General features: G+C 70.3%; 3 protein-coding genes. 2 read left to right on the top strand and 1 reads right to left on the bottom strand.

The window, feature by feature from the left end:
• Window positions 1-448, top strand: a 448-nt coding sequence (locus G5C51_RS41895) for a phosphotransferase family protein (protein WP_420824919.1), incomplete at its 5' end; no start/stop codon positions are given.
• A gap of 3 nt (window positions 449-451) precedes the next feature.
• Here the strand turns inward: G5C51_RS41895 and G5C51_RS41890 are convergent.
• Complete coding sequence (locus G5C51_RS41890; protein WP_165246163.1) at window positions 452-850, bottom strand: winged helix-turn-helix transcriptional regulator; 399 nt, start codon at window positions 848-850, stop codon at window positions 452-454.
• A gap of 57 nt (window positions 851-907) precedes the next feature.
• Between G5C51_RS41890 and G5C51_RS41885 the strand changes: the two genes are divergently transcribed.
• Entirely contained in the window at window positions 908-1,411 is a 504-nt protein-coding gene (locus tag G5C51_RS41885) for an NAD(P)H-binding protein (protein ID WP_165246161.1), read from the top strand.
• Window positions 1,412-1,525 lie beyond the last annotated feature (114 nt).

Genomic DNA, 1,525 nt, shown 5'->3' with positions numbered 1-1,525 from the left:
AGCCGGGACCGCCCCCGAAGCCACCGCCGCCTACACCACCGGCGTCCGCTGGCTGCACACAACCCGCCTCACCAACGACGGCCCCGGCCACCACCCCGTCTTCGGCATGTCCGACGGCAATCTCTCCAACTACCTCTGGGACACCGCCGACCACCGAGTCCGCCTCGTCGACTTCGAGACCTCCGGCCGCAGCGACCGCGTCTTCGAGCTGGCCGAGATCACCGAGCACATCTCCACCTGGGTGGACACAGACTTCGACGTGGACCGGGACTTCCTGGCCCACTTCGACCTCTCCCCCGCCGAGGCGGCCCGCCTCCTGGAGTGCCGCCGCCTGATCGCGCTGATCTGGCTGCATCTCCTGCTCCACAACGAGGGCGCACACCGCCGCAATCCACTCGGCTCCTACAAGCAGCAGGCGGCACGACTCACAGCGCTACTGGGCGACTGAACCTCACGCCTGCCCCGCGGAGGAGGCGTCGTAAGCCTCCCGCGCGTCCAGCAGTTCGTCCCAGTGCTCGGCCGCCCAGGCGCACGCCGCCGCCATCGGCTCCAGCATGCTGCGGCCGAGCGGCGTCAGCGCGTACTCGACCCGCGTCCCGCCGTCGTACTCCGAGCGCGCGACCAAGCCGCTCCGCTCCAGGCCGCGCAGCGACTGTGTCAGTACCTTCGGGGTGACCCGGTTCAGCGGCACCCGCAGCTCGGAGAAGCGGCGCGGGCCGTCCTCGAGGCAGCGCAGCACCAGCGGGGCCCACTTGTCCCCGAAGCGGAAGGGCAGCAGCGTGGAAGGGCACAGCTCGTCGAACATGTCGGGACTGAGCTGCGGACGCGATGACACCGGCTGCACGGTCATGCCGCCAGCCTAAGCGGTATCCCGGAGGTAACCAGGGCCCGGTTTACCTTCTCCCGCATGAGCGACCTCACCACCAACCCAGCCGCCCCCGTCATCGTCTTCGGCGCCGCCGGACACGGCGCGGCCGTCAACGCCGCCGCGGTGTACGGGGAGGGCACCGACCCGGCCGCCTTCTTCCCGGCCGCGTCCCGCGCCCTCGCCACCGGCCTCCCGCGCGCGGGCGTCGACCGCCTCGTCGCGATCGGCCTCGCCACGCTCCTCCCCGGCCCGGACAGCACGACAAGACTGCTCGACTCCCCCGACTTCCCCGCCGAGTTCCGCCCCTTCTGCCTCGCCCACGCCGCCGGCCTGGACGTGCTACGGGCCGAGGCCGACACCCTCGACTGGGTATACCTGAGCCCGTCAGGCGACTTCGACCACGACGCCGGCCGCACCGGCCACTACACCGTCCAGAAGCACGGCGACCTCACCGCCCGGATCTCATACCCGGACCTCGCCGTGGCCGTACTCGACGAGATCGACCACCCCGCCCACCACCACACCCACCTCGCCGTCACGTGACATGACGTGACGTGACGATACGGGGGCGAAACAGCACCGCAATCAACAGAATGTTCAAGGCATTTACGGTCTCCAGCCATGACAGCCCCTGACACCCCAGACACCCCAGACACC

It is taken from the genome of Streptomyces coryli, assembly GCF_011044975.1.
Taxonomy (GTDB): Bacteria; Actinomycetota; Actinomycetes; order Streptomycetales; family Streptomycetaceae; genus Streptomyces; species Streptomyces coryli.
This window is presented reverse-complemented; position numbering and strand designations above follow the sequence as displayed.